Source organism: Streptomyces sp. NPDC045287 (assembly GCF_056432325.1).
This window is the reverse complement of record NZ_JBWKJG010000017.1, coordinates 116570-137543: the sequence shown is the minus strand read 5'-3', so window position 1 is coordinate 137543 and position 20974 is coordinate 116570. Positions and strand designations below refer to the sequence as shown.

Below are 20974 nucleotides of genomic sequence, written 5' to 3'. Positions count from 1 at the left end.
GAGCCCCTGGTGCCCAGACGATCAGGCGGACGACTGCTCCGTTTACTCACGGCCGCCGTGCTGACGGTGACCGCTTCCGTGACGGCCTCGGCCCAGCCCACCGCCTCGGCCGCGCCGGGCAGTCCGGCGCTCACCCCACCGCTGGGGTGGAACAGTTGGAACAGCTTCGGGTGCGGGATCACCGAGGCCCAGGTCCGCCAGGCCGCCGACGCGATGGTGTCCTCGGGCATGCGGGACGCCGGCTACCGGTACGTCGTGGTCGACGACTGCTGGTTCGACCCGCAGCGCGACGCCCAGGGCAACCTCCGGGCCAACCCGACCAAGTTCCCCAGCGGGATGAAGGCGCTCGGGGACTACATCCACGGCAAGGGCCTGAAGTTCGGCATCTACCAGGCGCCCAACGAGCGCACCTGCGCGCAGGCCGTGGGGAACTACCCGGGATCCACGGGCAGCAAGGGGCACGAGGCACAGGACGCCGCGACCTTCGCCTCCTGGGGCGTCGACTACCTCAAGTACGACTGGTGTTCCCCGAGCGGTACCCGTGACGAGCAGGTCGCGCGGTTCACGCTCATGCGTGACGCCCTGCGCGCCACCGGGCGGCCGATCGTCTACAGCATCAACCCCAACAGCCTGCACGCCATCACCGGCGCCACGTACAACTGGGGCGAGGTGGCCGACCTGTGGCGGACGACCGAGGACCTCCTCGACATCTGGCAGAACGGCAACACCAACAGCTACCCGATGGGCGTCGGCAACGTCCTGGACGTCACCGCGCCGCTGGCGGCGCAGTCGGGTCCGGGACGCTGGAACGACCCCGACATGCTGGTCGTCGGCCGTCCCGGCCTGTCGCTGACCGAGTCCCGCTCCCACTTCGCCCTCTGGGCCCTGCTGGGCGCCCCGCTCATGGCCGGCAACGACATCCGGACCATGTCCGCCGACGTCAGCGCGATCCTGCGCAACCCGCGCCTGCTGGCGGTGAACCAGGATCCGCTGGGCGCGGGCGGGCGCAGGGTGCGCGACGACGGCGCCACCGAGGTGTTCGCCAAGGCGCTGTCGGACGGTTCGGTCGCGGTCGGCCTGTTCAACCGCGGCGGCACCACCGCGACGATCACCACGTCGGCCCCGCAAGTCGGTCTCTCCGGGGGGCCGTTCACCCTCACCGACCTGTGGACCGGCGGTACGTCGAGCACGTCCGGGCAGATCTCCGCGAGCGTCCCCGCGCACGGCGTCGCCGTGTTCCGGGTGACCGGCGGCAGCCCGCTGTCCGCCACCACGTCGCGTCTGCGGGGCAACGCGTCCGGCCGCTGCGTGGACGTGGACAACGCCTCCACCGCCGCCGGAGCCACGGTGCTGGTCTGGGACTGCCACACGGCCGCCAACCAGCTCTGGACCACGTGGGCCGGCGGCGAGATCCGCGTCTTCGGCGACAAGTGCCTGGACGCCTACGAGCGGGGCACCACGAACGGCACCCGTGTCATCACCTGGCCCTGCAACGGCCAGAACAACCAGAAGTGGACCGTCGGCGCCGACGGGTCGATCCGCAACGTCCACGCCGGGCTGTGCCTCGACGTCAACGGGGCCGGCACCGCCAACGGGACCCCGCTGGTCCTGTGGACGTGCAACGGCCAGGCCAACCAGAAGTGGTCCCGCGTGTGAGCGACCGCACTCCGAAAAGGGAATTCCCGTGATGACGGGGCCATGAACCCCCGCGCGGCCCGCCGTGGTCGCGGCGCCGGCCGTCCTGAGCGCGGGCGGCACGGCACCGGGCCACGGCCGGGACGGGAACACCCCGCTCACGGCCCCCGCACGGCTGCCACACCCCACACGACGCCGCCTGTGCCGTCCGGGGGGTGCGCCGACGTGACCGGGGGTCCGGCGCTCGAACGGAGCCCCGGCGGAACGCGCCGGCGGCTGAGCGCCGGGTCCGAAGCCGCGAGGAACGGTCGGTACCAGTGGATCACGCGTTCTAGACTGCGCGGATGACCAGCGATCTCCTCCGTCTCACGGTTCTGGACTGCGCGACGCCGTACCCGAGCGTGGACAACCCCTGCTCCGGCTATCTGGTGTCCGGCGGGGGCACCCGGGTGTGGGTGGACGCGGGCAGCGGAACGCTGGCTCAGCTGCAACGGCACGTCCGACTGGACGAGTTGGACGCGATCTGGATCTCGCACCTGCACGCCGATCACAGTGCGGACCTCCTCACCGCCTACTACGGGGCGCTCTACGCCGACGTCCGGCTCGCCGCCCCGATCCCCCTGTACGGCCCGCCGGGCATCGCCGACCGGTTGGCGCACTTCCTCACCCACACCTCCACCCGCAGTCCGATCGAGTCCGCGTTCGCCGTCGACGAGCTGTACGACGGACACCAGGTGCGGGTCGGCGCGCTCACGTTGACCAGCCGGGCGGTGGCGCACGGCCTGCCGGCCTTCGCCCTGCGCGTCGAGGCCGGGGGCCGGTCCCTGGTCTACTCCGGGGACACGGCCCCCTGCCCCGCTCTGACGAGCCTGGCCGAGGACTGCGACGTACTGCTGTGCGAGGCCGACAGCGCACAGGCCCCGAGCGTGGGGGAACAACAGGTCCACCACACGCCGGAAGACGCCGGTGGCACCGCCGACGCGGCCCGGGCGGGACGGCTGATCGTCACGCACGTCGGGCGCTTCCTCACCCCGCAGCAGGCCGTGGCCCGCGCCTCGACCCGGTTCGCCGGCCCCGTCGAACACGCCACGCCCGGTGCCACCTTCCCGGTCGGCTGAGCCGCCGCGGCTGCTCCGCCGGGGCCCGAGGAACGCCGAACCGCTCCCGGCCGTCGGTGACCTCCTGGGCGGCGTCTCCCGGGCGGCTTGGAGACTGTCGCCCCGCAGAGCCGGAGGGACGTCGTGATCGCCGTTTCGGCGTGCCGCCCGTCCTCGGCGGCGCGGACGGCGCCGGGCGGTGCCGTGACGACGGGCGGGGCGTCCTGACGCCCGGTGAGACCCGCCGCTCCTCGCGCCGCCACGCACCCCGTCCTCCCGCGTGAACCGCTCCGGCAGCGTCCGGTCAGGGTCCTCAGCCGCCTTCCACGGGTTCGCCCGCGGCGTGCCCGCCCCCACGGCCGTGGCCCCGCGGCCCTGCTCGCCGTCCGCCTCCGCCACCGGATCGGGCTCCTCCCGTACGAGCGCGTCGCGTGGGCCCGCAGCCCCGACCAGGCCGGCGGCAGGCACCCGGCCGCGGTGAGCGGCGGGCGCGGGGCCGGCACCGCGGGTGCCCCACCCCACCGGGCCGGGCCCCGCTCGGACCGCGTCGCCCACCGGTGAACCCGCCCGGAGGGCGGAGGCAGGGCCGAACCCACCGAAGCCCGCGGTGCAAAGGCTCCCTGGACACGGCGCCGGGCTCCGCGTCGAACACCGGCCCCCACCCCAGGGCCACCACGAAGGTCTCCGTCAGGCCGCCCGCCGCGGACGGGGCGGATGGGGCGGGAACCGGCAACGCGGGCGGCGGCACGCCGCCGGTCTCCGGCCGTCCGACAGCGATCCCGGCCGGCGCGCCGGGCGGACCCCACGGCCGACCGCGACCACCCTGAACAGCCGAAACGGTCCGCCGAAAAAACCGGTGGACCCTCACGCAAGGCCGCGGGCAAAGGCTAATTCCAGGTCAGGTGCGCCAAACCGAAATGGACACCCCGCGGATAACGACGGTGAAGTTTTGGCCATAGCTTTCCATGATTCGCCCTCCCCGACCCATTCGATCAACCACTCCCCCAGCCAACCCGTGAAGATCCGCGCGCGCCGCACGGCCCGACCGGCAGAAACGCCGTCGGCCGAAAACACGTCCCCTCGGAGGGGCTGTCCGAAAGAGACACTTACCGCCCCCTCGGAACGGAGATATACATTCAAAGGAAATCCCCCCTCAAGGAGGAAATAAATGAGCGAGGAAACCGAACAGGCAAGAGACGAGCTTTTCTCTCACCTGACGGGGAAGGTCGTGGGGCGCCGCGTCCTGAGCGTCGACACCCCGTACCCCGTCATCGAGGTCACGACCGTCGATTCCGGCACCTTCGGCGGGCAGCAGGTGAACGACCTGGTCACCTACGTCCAGAAGGAGCGTCCGGACGGCCTGTACGACGGTAGGGCCGAGGTCGTCGTCACCGGCTCCAGGGGAGAGACCGTCGCGGTGTGGACGGGCCACGGCGTGGGACGTCCCGACGGCCGCGGAGGCATCATCTGGGTCGGCGGGATCATCGTGCACAGCACCTCGGAGCGCCTGAACGGCGTCGCCGCCTACGGGCACTTCGACGTCACCGGCGACGGCAAGGTCACCCAGCGCTTCTACCGGGTGCGCTGAGCCGTGAGACGGCCTGCGCGTGACGGCTGCTGACCGCTCCGTCACGCGCAGGCCCCAAGGGCGACTGGAGCCGTCCCCCCATCGACCTGGGCCGGCTCCAGTACGCCTTCGCACCATCGCAGCCCGGCGGGTCCACCCGCAAGGGCGCGCGTCCGGGCAACCGGTCGTGCGCGGCGGGAGGGGCCGGCCCGCGGCTCGGGCGCCCGCGACACGTGACCGCTCCGCCCCGCGCGGACGGCGCCGCCGAACCGTGCGGCTTCCGCTCGGACCGGAGAATCCCACGACCGGACGCCGCAGGAGGACGACGAGAGGAGGGTTCATTTCCCGGAAGGACACCCATCGCGTTCTCCGCCGCCGGAGCGTCAACTTTTCCGACGGCGAGGACGCTCGGCATGAAAAAAATTCCGCGGCCGGCACGGCGAGGGCTGCCGTCTCCAAAAGATTTGCGCGCCAAGGGCGTCCCGCTCATACGCCGGGGCGTGGTGAAGGACGGCCGCGAGAAGGGCTGCGTCGCTTTTCCTCCCGGCTGTCCGCCCGTGCGCGCAGGCGATTTCCCCGACGAAAGATGAGCCATGAACACGAGTGACCGTGCTTTCGATGTCCGCGAGGTCCGCGAGCACTTTCCCTACTTCGCCGACGACTCCGCGGCGCTGTCACCGGTCTACCTCGACAGCGCCGCCACATCCCAGCGCGCCCGGGAGGCCATCGAGGCCATCGTCCACTCGATGGCGCACCGCAACGCCAACGTGCACCGCGGCACGTACGCCCTGGCCGCCGCGGCCAGCAGGCAGTACGAGGCGGACCGGAACACGATCGCCTCCTTCATCGGCGCCGGCGCCCAGGAGATCGTCTTCACCAAGAACGCCACCGAGGCCCTGAACCTGCTGGCCCACTGCCTGCGCGACGCCGACGCCCCGTACGGGTTACGCCGCGGCGATGCCGTCGTGCTGACCGAGATGGAGCACCACTCCAACATCGTCCCCTGGCGGCAGGCCGCCCGCGCCACCGGCTGCCACGTGCGCTACCTGGGCCTGACCTCCGACGGCCGCCTGGACACGAGCGGTCTGCACAGGGTGATCACGCCGGGTACGAAAGTGGTCTCGCTGGCCCACGCCTCCAACATGCTCGGCACCCTCAACGACCTCACCCCGGTGGTCGAACGGGCCCGTCAGGTGGGCGCCCTGCTCGTGGTCGACGCCACCCAGTCCGTCCCGCACCAACCCGTCGACGTCACCACCCTGGGAGCGGACTTCCTGGTCTTCACCGGTCACAAGATGTGCGGGCCGACCGGCATCGGCGTCCTGTGGGGCCGCACCGAGCTGCTGCACGCCCTGCCCCCCTTCCTCGGCGGCGGGGACATGCTGGACGACCTCTCCGCCACCGACATGGTCTTCGCCCCGCCACCGCGGCGCTTCGAAGCGGGGACCCCGGCGATCGCGGAGGTCGCGGGCCTGGCGGCGGCCGTGACCTTCCTGCGCGGAGTGGGCATGGACCGCGTCCACCGTCACGACCACGCCCTGGTGGCACACGCCCTGCACCGGCTGCGCGCCGACCGGCACATCACCGTGCTCGGCCCCTCCCGCGCCGACCAACGCGGATCGGTCGTCTCCTTCGTCAAAGAGGGCTGTGACCCGGGGGAACTGGCCCGGCGGCTCGACTCCGCCGGCATCGCGGTGCGCGCGGGACACCACTGCGCCCAACTGGCCTGCCACCGCTTCGACATCGACGCGTCGATCCGCTTGTCGACCTACCTGTACAACACCACCGACGACATCGACGCCCTCGTCGACGTCGTCTCCTCCTCCCCCGGGACGGTCCTGACATGAACGACTGGCAGCACGGCTTCACCGGCGCCACCACCGGCCACTCCTCCCTGTACGACCAGATCCTCGTCCCCGCCGTCTTCCACCCCTGGGCGTGTTACCTGGTCGGGGCCATCGGTCCGCGCGCCGGCGTGCACGCGCTGGACGTGGCCTGCGGAACCGGCGCGCTCACACGCGTACTGGCCGCCGCAGCCGGACCGACCGGCGCGGTCACCGGCACCGACCTCAGCGACGCCATGCTGGCGGCGGCCCGCGCCAAACCCGTCCTCCCCGGCGCGCCGCAGGTCTACCACCAGTCACCGGCCGCCCCGTTGGCCCCGTTCGCGGACGGGTCCTTCGATCTGACCTGCTGCCAGCACGGCCTGCAGTTCTTCCCCGACCGCCCTGCCGCGGCCGCCGAGTGGTACCGGGTGACCAAACCCGGAGGCACCCTGGCCGTGGCGGTCTGGGCCCCTCTGGAGGACAACCCCCTGTTCGCGGCCCTGCACGACGCGGCTGCCGCCCTCCTCGGCCCCGACCACGGCAGGCAGTTCGCCCGGCCCTGGGCGCTGCCCGCCCACGAAGCCCGTGACCTGATCGAGCAGGCCGGTTTCACCGACATGCGCCACCACCGGGCCCGGCTGCCCGCGATCTTCCCCGGCGGCACGGCAGACCTCCTGAACGTCTACCGCTTCTCCCCCCTCGCCGACGCCCTCACCACCCTGGCCCCGGCCGCCCGGCAGGACCTGGAAGAGGCGGTGCACGGCCGCTTGGCCCCCTACCGGCACGACGCCTCCCTCACCGCCCCCACCAGCGCGGAGATCATCCTTGCCACCCGCTGACACCCCGGGCGCACCGCGCGACGCGGTCCGCGTCGACACCCCTGGGGGTCGGCAGTCCGGCGGGCCGCGGGTCCCGCGCCACCCGGCGAGGGCGTGCGTCCAGGACGGAGGGGTACGGCGGTCGAACCGGCCGTCCGCGGCTCGGGCAGGCTCGGCGGTCGTGGGACCGGCGGCGGAGCCACCGCCCCCTGCCGGGCCGGGTACCTGCCGTGGGCCGGTGCCCGTACCGTCCGACCGGCCCGGACAGGACGGGGCCTCCTGGCCGGGCGCCGCGGCCCGGCGGTCGCTCCGGGCGCTCATTACCCCCGGGGTAATCGACCGTTCTCCCTTCTCCCGGCAAGATCGTGCACATCGGCGGGAACCCCCGCCGGGATCCGGTCGCAGCCGCGAGGAGAGCACCATGTCCGCCGAGTACGCCGCCAGCACGCCGAGTTCGACCAGCTCCGCGCGTTCCGTCACCGAGGCCACCCGGGCCGTCGTGCAGGAGTTCCTCGCCGCCCGGCTGGCCGGGGACACCGAGCGGCTCGTCACGCTCTTCGCCGACGAGGTCGACTGGCTGCTCGCCGAGAACCCCGTCGTGCCCTGGATCCGCCCGCGGTCCACCGCCGCCGAATGCGCGGCGCAGTTCACGGAGTTGATGGAGCACACCGTGCCCGAGGACGCGCGCGCCTCCGTCGACGCCTTCCTCGTCGACGGCACCGACGCCGTCCTGACGGGGCACGTGTCGGGGACCGTGCGCGCGACGGGAAAGTCCTTCGAGGGCCCCTTCGCGCTGCGCCTCACCGTCGAGGACGGCCGGATCACCCGGCACCACCTCTACGAGAACAGCCTGTCGATCGCCGAGGCCTGCACCCCCTGAGTGCGCGGGCGGGACGCCGACTTCCGGGCGCAGCCGGTGCACGTCGATCTCGGCGCGTTCCGCGCCGGGCGGCGGACGGCCTGTCGGAGCCGCAGGGCGGCGGTGGTGTTCATGCGGTTCGTTCAACAGGCGCCGGTCTCTTCGGTCTTCGCCCGGCACGGGGCCGCACGACGTCGCCCGGCACGGGCCGCACGACGCGGCAGGCGCGTCCGCGGCCCCGAAGGGTGCCGCGGGCGGCCGTGGGGAGGTCACTCCCCGTGTGCGGCTGGGGAGTCGGGGGTCGGGGCGCGGGGACGTTCACCGGGCTGCCGGCGCGGCCGTACGGGCGGCTGCCGGAGGCCGCGGGCGAGGGGACGACGCCGGCTTCCGCGCCACCGGCCGGGACCCGCTCGTGCCTCGTCCGACCGGGACGAGGCACGTGCGGGATCCGCTCTAGAGGCCGATGGTGCCGGGGCCCGCGCCCCGCACCACGGCGTCCTTGACGGTCTGCGGGTCGTCGACGGTGTAGTCGTAGTAGTCCGCCGGGTCCTCGACGCTGCCGCCGGTGACCGGTTCGCCGGTGTCGCCGACGAAGACGTTGTTCCGTTCGACGATGTTGCCTTCCGGGCCCGAGTAGCTGTTGGTCATGGGTTCCTCGACGTCGTCGAAGTAGTTGCCCTCGATGAAGCAGCCCGAGTCCGCGTTGCAGGCCGGACCGGTGTCGCTGTTGTCGAAGAAGTAGTTGTTGTAGATGTGCACCGGGTCGCCGAAGCGGGTGCGCGGGTTGCGCTGCGGGGTGCGGTCGTACCAGTTGTGGTGGTAGGTCACCTTGAGCCGGCCGATGTCCTGGGCGCCGTTCTTGTCGGAGTGGCCCAGCAGCATGTTCTTGGCGTGGTGGTGGGTGTGGTTCCAGGAGACGGTGATGTAGCTGGAGCCCCGCTTGATGTCGATCAGTCCGTCGTAACCGGCGGACAGGTCGTTGTGGTCGATCCAGATGTGGTGCGAGAACATCTGGACGTTGATGGAGTCGTCGCTGGCGTTCTTGAACGTCAGGTTCCGGATGATGACGTTGTGCACGGCGTTCGCGGGCGGGGACGTGACGCTGTCGCTCGCCGGAAGGCCGATGTTCAGACCGCCGCCGGAGATGCCGGAACTCGCGCCGACACCGACGATCGTCTTGTCGGAGCTGACGTCGTACATCCCGGCGGGCAGCGTGATCATGCCGTTGACGCGGACGATCCTGGGGCCCTCGGCCTTGACGGCGGCGATGAGGTCGGCGGCGGTGGAGACGGTCACGGTCGGACCGCCCGCGCCTCCGGTGGTGCCGTTCTGGCCCCATGCGTCGACGCTCGCGAACCCGGTGGGCGCCGACTCCGCGAGCACGGCCGGGGAAGCGGGGCCCGGGGCGGGAGCGGCGGCCGTGACGGCCAGCGCGGTGAGGGCGGTGAGGAGAAGGGAGCCTTTGCGGTGCACGTGTGCCTCCTGGGCTCAGGCGATCCTGCCGACACCGACGCCGGCCGGGACGGTGGTGGGGACGGTGGACGGGGCGTCGAGGGTGTACGCGTAGAAGGTGCGCGGCTCGATCACCGTGCCCAGCGTCTGGGGCGCCCCGGAGTTGACGTAGAGGTTGTTCCGCTCGACCACCCGGCCGGGTCCGCTGGCGTCGTAGCCGGAGTAGATCGGGTGGGCGACGTTCTCGAAGTAGTTCCCCTCCACCAGCACGCCCGCGTCCTCGGTCGAGGCCACGCCGTAGAGCCGGTTGTTCCGGTAGTAGTTGTTGTAGACGTGCACCGGCTCGGCGAACCGGACGCGCGGGTGGCGCTGGTCGGTGCCGTCGAAGAAGTTGTGGTGGTACGTCACGCGCAGCTTGCCCCGGTCGGCGGTGTGGCTGTCGCTGTGGCCGAGCAGGCACGTCTTGCTGTGGTCGTGGAAGTGGTTCCAGGAGACGGTGACGTAGTCCGACTCCCGTTTGATGTCGAGCAGTCCGTCGTACCCCTGCGAGAAGTCGCAATGGTCGATCCACACGTGGTGGGCACGGTTGGTGACGCTGATGGAGTCGTCGGAGGCGCGGGTGAAGCGGATGTTGCGGATGATGACGTTGTTGCCGGGCCGGGTCGTGGAACCGAGCTGAAGGCCACCGCCGGTGATCTCGGCGGTGGAGCCGACGCCGAGGATCGTCTTGTCGGCCACCACGGTGATCATGCCGTCGATCTCGATGCGGCCGGAGACGAGGACGGTCCAGGGGGAGTTGCGGCCCACGTAGTCGGCGAGTTGGGCGCCGGTGGTCACCGTCACGGTGGGGCCGGCGGCACCGCCCGTGGTGCCGGGCAGGCCGAGCGCGCTGACACTCGCGAAGCCGTCGGCGCGCTGCGCCGCCACGGCGGCGAGCCGGTGGTCCGGGGCGGTGGAGGCCCGGGCGCGCGGGGCCGCGCCGACGGCCAGCAGGGCGGCGGAGGCCGCGGTGCCCGCGAGCAGGCCGCGGCGGGTGAGGGGAGGGTGTTCTGACACGGGGGGCTCCTTCAGATCCGGCCGGCGCCGGCACCGGCGGGAACGATGGCGGGGAGGTCCGCGGGGGCGTCGAGGGTGTACGCGTAGAAGGTGCGCGGCTCGATCACCGTGCCCAGCGTCTCGGGCTTCCCGCAGTTCACGTAGACGTTGTTCCGTTCCACCACCCGGCCGGGTCCGCTGGCGTCGTAGCCGGAGTAGATCGGGTGGGCGACGTTCTCGAAGTAGTTCCCCTCCACCAGCACGCCCGCGTCCTCGGTGGACGCCACGCCGTAGAGGGTGTTGTTCCGGTAGTAGTTGTTGTAGACGTGCACGGGTTCGCCGAAGCGGACGCGCGGGTGGCGCTGGGCCGTGCCGTCGAAGAAGTTGTGGTGGAAGCTGACCCGCAGCCTGCCGCGGTCCTGGCTGCCGTTGGCGTCCGAGTGACCGATCAGCATGGTCTTGCTGTGGTCGTGGAAGTGGTTCCAGGAGACGGTGACGTAGTCCGCGCCGCGCACGATGTCGATCAGGCCGTCCGCGCCCGCGCTGAAGGTGCAGTGGTCGATCCAGATGTGGTGCGAGGACTGCTGGATGCTGATGGAGTCGTCGTCGGCGTCGGTGAACCGCAGGTTACGGATGATCACGTTCTGTCTGCGGTACATGTCCAGGCCGCCGCCGGTGATCTCCGCGTCGGTGCCGAGCCCGACGATGGTCTTGTTCGAGCGCACCCCCTGCTTGCTGCTGATGCTCAGGGTGCCCGAGACCTGGATGACGTAGGGCGCGTCACGGTCGCAGTAGTCCAGGAACGTCTCGGCGTCGGTGACGGTGACCACCGGGCCGCCGGCGCCGCCGGTGGTGCCGGACAGGCCCAGGGCGGGGACCCCCGCGAAGCCGTCGGCGCCCTGCGCGACCGCGGCGGCCCGCGACCGCCGTGCGGAAGCGGGCGCGGCGGCCCGCGCGTGGCCCGCCACGGCCGGCAGGGCGGCGGTGGCCGCGGTGGCGGCGGCGCCCGCGAGCAGGCCGCGGCGGGTGAGGGAGGGGAGGTTCCTCATCGTCGTCTCCGTCTCTCAGATCCTGCCGACACCGGCCCCGGCCGGGACGACGGCCGGGACCTCGGCCGCCCGGTGCGGGGTGTAGGCGTAGTACGTGCGCGGTTCGACGACCGAGCCCCGCGTCTCGACGGGGTGGTTGCACTCGACGAGGACGTTGTCGCGCGCGACCAGGCGGCCGAGGTCGCCGCTGAAGTCCACCCGGGCGGGGTTGTTGACGCTGTGGAAGTAGTTGCCCTCCAGCACCACCCCGGCGTCCATGGCGGAGGCGACGCCGTAGCTGTTGTCGCGGTAGTAGTTGTTGTAGACGTGCACCGGCTCGGCGAACCGCACCCGCGGATTGCGCTGGTCGGAGGCGTCGAAGTAGTTGTGGTGGTACGTGACGCGCAGCCGTCCGCGGTCCTGGGCGGCGTTGTCGTCGTCGTGCCCGAGCAGGAGTGTCTTGTCGTGGTCGTGGAAACGGTTCCAGGACACGGTGATGAAGTCCGAGCCGCGCTTGATGTCCACGGCGCCGTCGTCACCGTTGGAGAAGTCGTTGTGATCGATCCAGACGTGGTGCGAGAACATCTGGACGTTGATCAGGTCGTCGGTGGCTCCGTCGAACGACAGGTTGCGGATGATGATGTTGTGCACCGCGTCGGCGGGCGGCGAGGTGACGCGGTCGCTCGCGGGGAGGCCGATGTGCAGACCGCCGCCGGTCAGCCGGGCGGTGCTGCCCAGGCCGACGATGGTCTTGTCCGAGGCGACCGGGTGCATGCCGTCGCTGGAGCCGGTGGGCAGCGTGATCGTGCCGCTGACCTGCACCACCAGGGGGCCGGGGCGGGAGATGTAGTCGAGGAACTCCGCGGTGGTGGCGGCCGTGACGACCGCGCCGCCCGCGCCGCCGGTGGTTCCGTTCTGCCCCAGGGCGTCGACGGAGGCGAAGCCGTCGGCGGTCGCGGCGGAGACCGAGGGCGGGGGCGGGAGGGGGGAGGGGGAGGCGGGGCCGGCGGACGCGGTGGCGAGGAAGGAGGCGACCAGCGCGGTGATCAGACCGGCTCGGGACGCACGGCGTGGGGGTAATCGCATGGGGGGATAGCCCTTTCTACAGCTGCTTCCGAGCGTGGCGGAGAGGGCGTTTCTTGGTGTGCTGCGCTGCCCGGATGGCGACCACCTCTTGAGCAAGCGCTTTCTATTCAGAAAGTAGGGCTCTTGTCTTGGGCGCGTCAACAGACGCGTACGGTCACGAAAAGCGAAGGTTCCCAACAGAAACAAACAGAGTCCTGCCGAGGGAGGAGGCGCCACGGCCCTGAAGCCGAGCGGGGAAGCCGGTGGAGGGCTCCCCTCCCCGAGATCGCCCCGGCGCAGCGGGAGAGCACGGGGCGAGGGGAACGCACGAGGGGAACGCACGAGGAGCTCTCCGCGCGGGCGGGGTGTCAGCGCACGCGTGTCCGGCGGCCCACGGCGCAGTGGACCAGTGCGGCGTTGCCCTCCGCGTCGCGTCCGTCCGGGCCGGTGAGGGTGTCCTCCAGGCCGATGCGCGTCTCCAGGCCGAGGGCGAGGGCGTGGTCCAGGACGGGCCAGGCGCACTCGTCCTCACCGTGGAGGAGGACGGGGACGTCGGTCCCCGCCCCCGCGAGCCGGCGCAGAATGCGATCGGCCTCCGACAGGGCCCGTGACGCGGGGAGGTCGATCATCTCGACGAGGATCCGGCTGCACGAGGCGGTGCGTCCGCTGTCGAGCAGGCGGACGGCGTCCGCCTCCGACCAGACGCCCGCCTCGATACCGATGCCCAACTCCCCCAGCGTGTCGGCCAGGCGTTCGAAGCCCGGCTCGCCGAGGTTGAGCGACACGACATCGGGGCGGTCCTCGGCGGCGGCCCACCCCTCCACGGCGGCCTGGCGCGCGGCGACGTCTCCGTCGCCCATCCACAGGCCGGTCGACACGCTGATCTGCAGGCCGGGGCACGCCTCCCGCACCGCCCGCACGGCAGCCGAGACGACCCGCGCGTCCAGGCTCTCCCGGGCGTGGGCGTCCCGGGGGTGCAGGTGCACGCCGGAGGCCCCGGCGTCCTGGACCCGTCTGGCGTCGGCGGCCAACTGCCGCGCCGTGATGGGCACCGCGGGGTGGTCCTCCGCCGTGCGCCGACCGTTCAGACAGGCTTGGATCATTCCTTGATCGTGCCACAGCTCCGCCGGAGCGCCGCCCCTCCGGTCGGTGGGACGCCCCCGCCCCGGCGGCGTCCGGTGCGGGCCGGCGCGCGGGGCCGCGTGCCACGCCGGTGGTTCTCCCCTCTGCCGCGTCCGCGCGGTCCCGGCCCCGAAAGGCGGCCCCCGCTCCAACCCGGAGGCGGCCCGGCGCCGAGGTGCCTGGCCGGCACTCCGGCACGGAGGCGTCCGGGGCCGCCGCCACCGACCTCGCCTCCCCCGACCGGAGGGGCGCCACACCACCGTCACGGCGTCCCCGGCCCATGTCGGGGGGTGCGGGCCGGTCTTCGACGTGGAGGCGAGCGACTCGGCCGCCACCGCCCTGAGCGGGCCTTCCGCGGCCCACCCCGAAGTGCGCTTCGGCCCGGGAGCGCGTCGGCCTCGGTACCGGGACCGGCCGGCCGCTCCCCCTCGCGGGGCGCGGGGACCGGTCCGGGGCGGCGGGTTCGATCACCCCGCGAAGTCTCACCAGTGGGCGGGGAGCGGCCGGCGGCGGTGCGGGACGGCACCCATCGGGGCGCCTCCGGCCGGCCCACGAGCGGGAGCGGGGCAGGCGGTCGGGATGGATCGCCGGCCCGGAGCGGCGTCTCGTCCTGGAGGAGGACGTCCGGCGGGGACGGGTCATCCGAAGTGCCCGGTGGGCCTCGGGCCTTTTCGAGGACGCGCCGCCCCGTCCCGCGTGAGACGTTGAACAGGTCCGCGGGTCGGGAGTCCTTTCCGGGCCGGGGCCGTCTCCACGCCCCGGTCGGGGCCCCCGCCCCGACCCCCCTCCCCCCGCGAGGAGGAACCCGATCATGACCGCATCCGAACCGACCGGCCGGATCGAACGGAACGAACGGCTCGACCGGATCAACGTCACGCACGAGTGGGGGGTCCTGAAGGAAGCGGTGGTGGGCCGTGTCATCGACTTCCGCGTCCCCCGGGGGCTCGGCGCCGGGCTGCCGGACCCACTGCGCTTCCTGCCCGACCGAACCCGGCGTGAGCTGCCGCGCTGGGCGGGACGGCTCTGGTCCGACGCGGACCCCGAGGGGTACGCGAGAAGCGTCGAGCAGATCGAGGAGCTGGCCCGTTTCCTGGCCGGCCACGGGGTCGTCGTCCACCGTCCGCGGGAGCTGACCGGACCCGAACTGTCCGTGTACGGGGGCGACGGCGACCGGTTCAGCACGCAGACGTTCGTCCGCGATCCGATGGTCGTCATCGGCGACCACGTCATCGAGGCCGCCCTGCGGTTGCCGGCCCGCTTCAAGGAACGCTTCGGGTTGCGTCCCGTCTTCGCGGAGGCCGTCTCCCGCGGAGCCCGCTACTCGGTGATGCCCCCGCCGTCGCCCGTGCCGGTGCCCGAGCTCGCGTCGGCGACCGGGCCGTTCCTCGAAGGCGGCGACGTCGCGGTCCTGGGCCGGGACGTCCTCGTCGGTCACGGGCGGGGCGGGGCGGCGTCCGACCCGGAGGGCGCGCGGTGGCTGGCGCGGCTGCTCGGGGACGGGTACCGCGTCCACGGGGTGCCGATCAGTGAACAGGTGATCCACCTGGACGACGGGCTCACCGCCGTCCGCGAGGGCCTGGCGGTCGTCTGCCGGGAGCAGTTCCTCGACGGCGTACCGGCACAGGTCGCCGACTGGGAGCTCATCGACGTCAGCCTGCGGGACGCCGTGAACCTCCTGGCGGGGAACAGCCTCGTCCTGGGTCCCGGCGAGGTGCTCGTCGACGAGCGCCTGACGGGGCTCGCCGAAGCGCTGACCGCGCGGAACGCCACCGTTCACACGCTTCCCTTCGACGCGGTGACCGCGTTCGCCGGGGGCTTCCGCTGCGCCCACTACCCTCTGGTGCGCGAACTGGACGCGTGACGCGGCAGCCGGCCACGGCGCGGCACGGCGACCGCCTGAAGCAGTGGCGCGGCGTACGGGCGTGACGGATGACGAAGCAGTGGCGCGGCGTACGGGCGTGACGGATGACGAAGCAGTGGCACGGCGTACGGGCGTGACGGGTGACGGCCACTCCCGGCCCGGACGCCGTTCTCGCGGTGGTCAGGTCTCCTTGGCGACGGGGCCGCCGGCGGGCGCTTCGGCGTTGCGGCGGGTTTTGGCCCAGCCGTTGCGGCCGGCGACCACGCGTCCTACGGCCCGCCACGGGACGACGTAGAGGGCCAGCAGGTAGACGGAGTGGGTCAGGCCCCAGCCGACGGAGCGCCAGAAGCCGGGGCCGGGTTCGCACGTGCGCCGGTACGGGGGTCCCCGGACGACGAACCGGCCGAAGGCCAGGGCGGCGTACAGGGCGATGCCGCGCCGCCCACCGCCGACCAGGTAGACGGCGGTGGCCTCGGGGTGGCGGTAGCAGGAGAGCGCGGGGACGACCATCGGGATCGGCCAGAGGAGAGTGCCGGCGAGTTGGAGCCAGGGCCGGCCGAGGTGCCCGGACATCGGTGTCGCCGCCCGTCGCGGGCTCGTGGCGGGTGGGAGGAGGGCGCCCCCTACGGGGTGGGGTCCGCCGGGCCTGCCGTACACGTTCGCACAGCGGATCCCGCTCCTGAGCGGGTGGTCGTCGGCCTCCCCGAACGGGAGCCTGGGCACCGGACGGACGGTGGTGCGGAGGCTTGTCCACCGTGGGAGCGGACCGCGCGGACGCGGAACGCGCCACGCGCGTGCGAACGGGCCTCCCCGGACGGCGAACACCCCCCTCACACCGGCGGGGCGGGCGCGCCGGGCCTGCCGGTGGGGGTCACCCGAGGGGACCGGGCGGCGGCACCGAGCGGCGTCCGACGGCCCCCGAAGGCGTCCGTCGCCGAACCCGGCGTCCGTCCCGAGCCGGTGGCGGCGGGCCGGTACCGGGCGGCCGGCCGGTTCACGTACCGGAGGGCGGGGCCGGCGGCCGGAGGGCGCGGACCAGGCCGTCGAGGGCGGCGGCGTCAACGGCCGCCGTCCCCGTGAGGGTGCCGACCAGCGCCTGGGCGAGGACGGTCGCGGTGCCGATCCTCGTGTCCTCCCGGTCGTCCCCGGTGACCGCCCCGACGACGGCGTCACGTACCGACTGCGAGATGTCGAGCATGCCGAACAGATCGGGGAAGCACAGGGCCATCAGGCACACGCCCACGTTGGCGGAGAGGATCGACCGGCCGGCCAGTTCGGGGGCCGTACGCAGCCGTCCGGCGTCACGGCAGCGTTCCACGGCCGACTGGACCAGGGCCCGCGCCTCCTCGATCCCCCGGGGCTTGACGTCTCCCGTGGGCGTGAACATCAGCCGGTAGAGGTGGGGGTTGCCGAGCGCGAACGCGACATGGCTGTCCCAGGCCGCCCGCAGGTCCGCCACCGGGTCGTCGGTGTGCGGGTTGCGCCTCTTGTTGGCGAGGAAGCGCTCGAAACCGAGGTCGGCCACGGCGGTGAGCAGGCCCTGCTTGTCGCCGAACTGGCGGTAGATCTCGGGCATGCCGACGCCGGCCCGCTCGCAGATGGCCCGGGTCGAGATCGCCAGCGCGTCCTTGGTGGCGAGCAGTTCCGCGGTGGCTCCCAGGATGCGCTCTCGTGCCGTCGACATGGCGCCCACGATAACACCGCTAACAGTCCGGACCTGGGCGAACCCTCGCTCAGGACCCGACCCACACCCCTCTCGTAATCATCGATAACAAACTGTGTTAGCGTTGAAAACATCCGGGTCGGCGCGCCGTCGAGGCCGCCGGCCGTTCATTAGCGAGAGAGTTGGTACCCACCCATGAACCGTCCGTTCCTCCGCGCCGCCTCGGCCGCCGTCGCGGCTTCCGCGAGCGTGCCCCTCCTCGCCGGGTGCGGCGGCGAGGCGACCGCCGACGGCGCGAAGGCCTCGCCGTCCGCGGACCGTCCGTCCCCGGTCGCCGGCGCATTCACCGTCACGCACGTGGGCGGACCGACCGCGATCCTGGAGATCGCCGGTGCGCGCATCCTGCTCGACCCGACCTTCGACCAGCCCAAGAGGTACGAGAGCGGCCTGGAGAAGACGCAGGCCCCCGCCTTCGGTCCCGACCGGCTCGGCCGGATCGACGCCGTGCTGCTCTCCCACGACCAGCACGACGACAACCTCGACGACACGGGCCGCGCACTGCTCAAGGACGTACCCGTCGTGCTCTCCACGCCCGGTGCGCACCAGCGTCTCGGCGATCACGTCACGGCCATGACGAGCTGGTCCTCCAAGGAGCTGAGGACCTCCGGCGGCGTCATCAAGGTCACCGCCGTGCCCGCCCTGCACGGCCCCGACGGGGTGGACCGCGGCGCGGACGGCGAGGTCACCGGCTTCGTGCTCAGCGGCGAGGGCGTCCCCACCACCTACATCTCCGGTGACAACGCCTCGGTCGAGGTCGCCCGGCAGGTCGGTGAGCGCGTCAGGAAGGAGTTCGGCCCGCTCGACACGGCCATCCTCTTCGCCGGCGCGGCACGCACCCCCGCGATCCTCGACAACGCTCCGTTGACGCTCACCTCCGAGAACGCGGCCGTGGTGGCCAAGGACCTCGACCCGCGCAAGGTGGTCCCGCTGCACACCGACAGCTGGAACATCTACTCCGAGGACCTGGAGTCGCTCGTGGAGGCGTTCCAGAAGCAGGGCATCGCCGAGAAGCTCGTCGACCTGCGGCCGCGCGGCACCGAGAAGGACCTGTCGTAGGGGACGGCGCGGGAACCGCCCGCCGACGCGGGGGCGTCCGCGACGGCACCGCGTGCTCCTTCCCCACCGGCCGGGCCGCCGGGGGACGGCTCGAACGCGACACCGCGGGCGGACCCGGCACGCCCCCGGCCCCACCCCCCCCCCGCCTCCATTCCCGTTCCCACTCCCGCTCCCGCCGGGGTCGTTCACCGGGTTGCGGCAGCAGGGCGGTGTGGCGCCGTTATCCGTTTCGTACCGCGCGGGAAACGCCCTACTGTGGCGCGGTGACGATTCGGATGATCGTTCTCAACGGTGGCTCCCGGCCGCCCGGTCCGCGGACGTGAGCCCGCCCGGTCCGCGGGCGCGGGCGCGGGTCCGCACGCCCGAGACCGCGGCAGGACCCGCCCCAGGGGCCGAGGCCGGTGGTTTACGCGATCCCGGGTGCCTGCCGGCGGACGAGACTTCATGGACGTTCTCCTTCCGCACGGAGGTGCCGATGTCCGGCCTGCTCAGAAGTCACCTGACGAAAAGCCGCTCGTTAATGTCATGGACGCGACAACTCGGCGTGCTGTCGGGAGCCCTCCTCCTGTCCATCGCCGGAACCGCCTTCGTCCCCGCCGCGGCGGCCGAGGGGCCGACCGTCACGACCCGGTACGGGCAGGTGCAGGGGAAGGCGGGCGAGACCGCCCACTCCTTCCTCGGCCTCCCCTACGCCTCACCGCCGACCGGTTCCCTGCGGTGGAGGCCGCCGTCGCCGCCCGCGCGCTGGTCGGGCGTCCGGGACGCCGGCACACCGGGCAACCCCTGCGTGCAGCAGATCCAGTCCAGCCCCTGGGGCAACCTCGCGGGACCCGGCACGCCGAGCGAGGACTGCCTGTACCTGAACGTCTACACGCCCGCGCAGCGGTCCCTCCAGAAGCGGCCGGTGATGGTGTGGATCCACGGCGGCGGCTTCACCGTCGGCTCCGGCACGTTCTACGACGGCGGCAAGCTGGCGGCCAAGGGCGACGTGGTCGTCGTCAACTTCAACTACCGACTGGGCGCGTTCGGCTACTTCGCCCATCCGGGCCTGGCCCAGGAGTCACCGCAGGGGCTCTCCGGCAACTACGGGCTGCTCGACCAGCAGGCCGCCCTGCGCTGGGTGCACGAGAACATCGCGGCGTTCGGCGGCGACCCCGACAACGTGACGATCTTCGGCGAGTCGGCGGGGGGCGGCAGCGTCTGCCACCACCTCGTCTCGCCCCGCACGCTCGGCCTGTTCGACCGGGCCATCGCCCAGTCCGGCTGCGGGTTCCCCCTGCCCACCCAGGAATCCCAGCAGAACAGGGGCCGGTCCTGGGCGGACACCCTGGGCTGCGCGGACGTCGCCTGCCTGCGCGCGAAGAGCGCCGACGAGCTGCTCGCCGCCTCGGCCGGACCCACCGCCCGCTGGACCCCCAACGTCGACGGCAGGGTCCTCCCGCTGCAGGTGCCGGAGGCGCTGGAGAGCGGACGGTTCCACCGGGTCCCCGTCCTCCAGGGCACCACCGCCGACGAGGGCCGGCTCACCGTGGCGACCACCTACGACCTGGCCGGCCGCCGGCTCACCGCTGAGGGCTACCCGACGGCGGTCCGCGCCCTCTACGGCGAACGGACCGACGAGATCCTGGCCCGCTACCCGCTGTCGGACCACGGGACGCCCGCGGAGGCCCTGGGCGCGGTCCTCACCGACTCCCAGTTCGCCTGCCTCCAGTCCCGCACCGCGGACCTGATGGCCGAACACACCCCGTCCTACCAGTACGAGTTCGCGGACCGCCACTCCATGGACTACCTGAACATGCCGATCAGCTTCCCGATCGGCGCCCCGCACGGCTCGGAGATCCGGTACGTCTTCGGTGGCGTCACCGGAACCCCCGCCCAGAACGCCCTGTCGGACAAGATGCTCGGCTACTGGACCAACTTCGCCAGGACCGGCATCCCCTACGCCGCGAACGCGCCGCGCTGGAGCCCCTTCCCGAAGGTCCAGGTCCTCGCCCCCGAGGCGATCACCCCGGTGACCACCTTCCCCCAGGACCACGAGTGCGACCTGTGGAACCGGCCCGCCTCCTGACCGCCTGATACGGCCCGTCCCGCCGCTGCCGCCGTCACGGCGGCAGCGGCCCGCGCGCTCCCTCCGGGGAAGGCCGGGCGGCGCGGCGCACATCGGCCCCCGGCTGCCGGAACCCCTGGCGGCGGCGCGGACCGGGTCGGAGCGGATGGTGACACCCGTGGCGCCCGGCCGCAACCGGCCGTGACGGGACAAGGACGAATCAATGGCCCGTGTGCCGTTCTCGCAGGCCCCGGGCGTGGGCTGCGGCGTCCGAGGTCAGACGGAGGGCGGAACCCTCGCGGCCGTGGCGGGGCGTACGCCGTGCGGGCCGACCGCCGAGTGACGGTCGTGAACAAATCGGCACACCGGCGCGCCGGACAGGTGGCACGATTCCGAGTACCGCGTCCGGCTCGCCAACTCGCTGTCGGTACGCACCCGTTGAGATCCCGCCCCGGGGCCGGAGCGCCCCGGTGGCACTGCGCACCGTCACGGAGAGCTCCATGTTGCCGAAGCGTCCCACCAGCCCGTTCCCGACGAGTTCCGAGCCGCGGCCGGGGCGGGAGAACACCGCCGTCATCATCGTGATCTACACAGTGGCGGGGGTGCTCGCGGGCGGGGGGATGCCGGTGGCCGACCTGCTGCCGCTGTTGGGCGGGGCGGGTCTGACCGCGGTGGCGGTGGTGCGGCTGTCGACGGCGCGGGCCCGGCGGTCACGGCGCGCGCACACCGGGACGCACCGCTGCTCGACCCGGTTCTGAACCCGTGTCCCCCCGACCGGGGCGT

17 protein-coding genes are annotated in these 20974 nt (G+C 72.8%); 10 read left to right on the top strand and 7 right to left on the bottom strand.

What is annotated here, in order from left to right; all coding sequences use genetic code 11:
• Positions 1-9 precede the first annotated feature (9 nt).
• The 6 genes from AC07D6_RS26005 to AC07D6_RS25980 all read left to right on the top strand — a co-directional run bounded on the left by AC07D6_RS26005 (position 10) and on the right by AC07D6_RS25980 (position 7823).
• Positions 10-1656, top strand: coding sequence for a glycoside hydrolase family 27 protein (locus AC07D6_RS26005; protein WP_479048172.1), 1647 nt, complete (start codon positions 10-12; stop codon positions 1654-1656).
• A gap of 323 nt (positions 1657-1979) precedes the next feature.
• Positions 1980-2753 carry an MBL fold metallo-hydrolase gene (locus AC07D6_RS26000; RefSeq protein WP_479048170.1) on the top strand — a complete coding sequence of 258 codons (774 nt, stop codon included), beginning with the start codon at positions 1980-1982 and terminating at the stop codon, positions 2751-2753.
• 1147 nt (positions 2754-3900) lie between these two features.
• Positions 3901-4320, top strand: a complete 420-nt coding sequence (locus AC07D6_RS25995) for a hypothetical protein (RefSeq protein ID WP_315880576.1) — start codon at positions 3901-3903, stop codon at positions 4318-4320.
• Between the two features lie 572 nt (positions 4321-4892).
• Positions 4893-6146: an aminotransferase class V-fold PLP-dependent enzyme gene (locus tag AC07D6_RS25990; RefSeq protein ID WP_479048167.1), complete on the top strand. Its 1254-nt coding sequence runs from the start codon at positions 4893-4895 to the stop codon at positions 6144-6146.
• Positions 6143-6964, top strand: a complete 822-nt coding sequence (locus AC07D6_RS25985) for a class I SAM-dependent methyltransferase (RefSeq protein WP_479048166.1) — start codon at positions 6143-6145, stop codon at positions 6962-6964. Before AC07D6_RS25990 ends, AC07D6_RS25985 begins: the two co-directional genes overlap by 4 nt.
• 400 nt (positions 6965-7364) lie before the next feature.
• Positions 7365-7823, top strand: coding sequence for a nuclear transport factor 2 family protein (locus AC07D6_RS25980; RefSeq protein WP_479048164.1), 459 nt, complete (start codon positions 7365-7367; stop codon positions 7821-7823).
• A 432-nt stretch (positions 7824-8255) separates the two neighbouring features.
• Here AC07D6_RS25980 and AC07D6_RS25975 read toward each other — a convergent pair whose 3' ends face one another.
• The 5 genes from AC07D6_RS25975 to AC07D6_RS25955 all read right to left on the bottom strand — a co-directional run bounded on the left by AC07D6_RS25975 (position 8256) and on the right by AC07D6_RS25955 (position 13485).
• Positions 8256-9275, bottom strand: a complete 1020-nt coding sequence (locus AC07D6_RS25975; RefSeq protein ID WP_315880571.1) for a pectate lyase family protein — start codon at positions 9273-9275, stop codon at positions 8256-8258.
• A 15-nt stretch (positions 9276-9290) separates the two neighbouring features.
• Entirely contained in the window at positions 9291-10310 is a 1020-nt protein-coding gene (locus AC07D6_RS25970) for a pectate lyase family protein (RefSeq protein ID WP_479048161.1), read from the bottom strand.
• A gap of 11 nt (positions 10311-10321) precedes the next feature.
• Positions 10322-11338, bottom strand: a complete 1017-nt coding sequence (locus tag AC07D6_RS25965; RefSeq protein ID WP_479048159.1) for a pectate lyase family protein — start codon at positions 11336-11338, stop codon at positions 10322-10324.
• A gap of 15 nt (positions 11339-11353) precedes the next feature.
• A complete protein-coding gene (locus AC07D6_RS25960) occupies positions 11354-12403 on the bottom strand; it encodes a pectate lyase family protein (protein WP_479048156.1) in 1050 nt (349 codons plus the stop codon).
• A 347-nt stretch (positions 12404-12750) separates the two neighbouring features.
• On the bottom strand, positions 12751-13485 hold the full coding sequence (locus AC07D6_RS25955) for a 3-keto-5-aminohexanoate cleavage protein (RefSeq protein ID WP_479048153.1): 735 nt from the start codon (positions 13483-13485) through the stop codon (positions 12751-12753).
• Between the two features lie 830 nt (positions 13486-14315).
• Between AC07D6_RS25955 and AC07D6_RS25950 the strand changes: the two genes are divergently transcribed.
• Positions 14316-15365: an amidinotransferase gene (locus tag AC07D6_RS25950; protein WP_479048151.1), complete on the top strand. Its 1050-nt coding sequence runs from the start codon at positions 14316-14318 to the stop codon at positions 15363-15365.
• Positions 15366-15545: 180 nt separating this feature from the next.
• Here AC07D6_RS25950 and AC07D6_RS25945 read toward each other — a convergent pair whose 3' ends face one another.
• Positions 15546-15938 carry a hypothetical protein gene (locus AC07D6_RS25945; RefSeq protein ID WP_479048148.1) on the bottom strand — a complete coding sequence of 131 codons (393 nt, stop codon included), beginning with the start codon at positions 15936-15938 and terminating at the stop codon, positions 15546-15548.
• Between the two features lie 421 nt (positions 15939-16359).
• Positions 16360-17049: a TetR/AcrR family transcriptional regulator gene (locus tag AC07D6_RS25940; RefSeq protein ID WP_315880564.1), complete on the bottom strand. Its 690-nt coding sequence runs from the start codon at positions 17047-17049 to the stop codon at positions 16360-16362.
• Positions 17050-17223: 174 nt separating this feature from the next.
• Here AC07D6_RS25940 and AC07D6_RS25935 point away from each other — a divergent pair, with 174 nt between their 5' ends.
• The 3 genes from AC07D6_RS25935 to AC07D6_RS25925 all read left to right on the top strand — a co-directional run bounded on the left by AC07D6_RS25935 (position 17224) and on the right by AC07D6_RS25925 (position 20949).
• Positions 17224-18144 (top strand): MBL fold metallo-hydrolase, encoded by a 921-nt coding sequence (locus AC07D6_RS25935; protein WP_479048145.1) that lies wholly within the window; start codon positions 17224-17226, stop codon positions 18142-18144.
• 520 nt (positions 18145-18664) lie between these two features.
• Positions 18665-20212, top strand: coding sequence for a carboxylesterase/lipase family protein (locus AC07D6_RS25930; RefSeq protein WP_479048142.1), 1548 nt, complete (start codon positions 18665-18667; stop codon positions 20210-20212).
• A gap of 479 nt (positions 20213-20691) precedes the next feature.
• Positions 20692-20949, top strand: coding sequence for a hypothetical protein (locus AC07D6_RS25925; protein WP_479048140.1), 258 nt, complete (start codon positions 20692-20694; stop codon positions 20947-20949).
• Positions 20950-20974: the final 25 nt, after the last annotated feature.